Here is a 1,019-nt window from a genome sequence, read left to right on the forward strand (position 1 = left end):
CACCACCACCTCCCCGAACCCCGCGCCCCGCACCAGCGGGGCCAACCGGCGCCCGATGAAGGCGTCCCCACCGGCCCGCTCCTGCGCCCGCGCCTGACCGGCGATCACCGCCCGCGCCGCACCGCTGTCCGGGTGCAGCAGGGTCGAGCCGTGATCCCCCTCCACCACCGTCAATCCGCCACCCGGACGCAGCACCCGCAGCCACTCGGCCAGGGCCCGGTGCGGCTCGGCGAGGTGCTCCAGCACGAAACAGCCGAAGACGTGGTCGAACGAGGCGTCGGGGAAGGGCAGGTCCGTGACATCGGCCCGGTGCCACCGCACCCGCCCCGCCGCCGTGGCCTCCGCGTGCCGCGCCCGGGCCCGGGTGAGCGAGGGGGCGGAGAGGTCCACCGCGTCCACCCGCGTTCCCGGTACGGCCAACAGGTGCCCGGTCTGGGCCCCCGTTCCGCACCCCGCCTCCAACACCCGACCGGTGACCGGGCCGCCGACCGCCTCCCGGTCGCCGTGGACCAGGGACGCCAGGACGTCCGCCTGCGTCGTCAGCCGTTCGGCCTCGCGGGCCCCGTAACCGTGCACATATCCGTTCCGCGTCCCGGCCCGCTCCGCACCGGCCCGCGCCCCGCCCCGGGTGATCGTGATGTCCATGCGTCGAGCCTGTCGCCACAATGGACCGGTGAACAGGTCCGAAGAGAAGCCGAACAACAGGTCCGAAACGGCTGCCCCGGGGACGGCTGCCCCGGAACCCACCCGGGGCACGGACTTCCTCCACCTGGACCGCCGCCGGGCCCCCGCCGGCGGCCTGACGGACTGGCTGACCCGTCGGCTGCGCGAGGCGGTCGCGGACGGACGCCTGCCGGTGGGCGGGCGGCTGCCCTCCGGCCGGACACTCGCCGCCGAACTCGGCGTCTCCCGCGGCGTGGTCACCGAGGCGTACCGGCGCCTGACCGAGGACGGCCACCTGGCCGGTGACGGGCGCCGGGGCACCGTCGTGGTCGCCGCCCCGGTCCGCCCCCCGGCAC

General features: G+C 76.6%; 2 protein-coding genes. One reads left to right on the forward strand and one right to left on the reverse strand.

From position 1 onward, the window contains the following. Positions 1-645 (reverse strand): class I SAM-dependent methyltransferase (locus FNQ90_RS24585; protein WP_182608349.1); only part of this gene is annotated, 645 nt, incomplete at its 3' end. A 28-nt stretch (positions 646-673) separates the two neighbouring features. Here FNQ90_RS24585 and FNQ90_RS24590 point away from each other — a divergent pair. Then, positions 674-1,019: winged helix-turn-helix domain-containing protein (locus FNQ90_RS24590; RefSeq protein WP_323380164.1), on the forward strand; the 346-nt coding region annotated here is incomplete at its 3' end.

Origin of the sequence: Streptomyces alkaliphilus (assembly GCF_014141535.1) — a bacterium.
Lineage (GTDB): Bacteria > Actinomycetota > Actinomycetes > Streptomycetales > Streptomycetaceae > Streptomyces > Streptomyces alkaliphilus.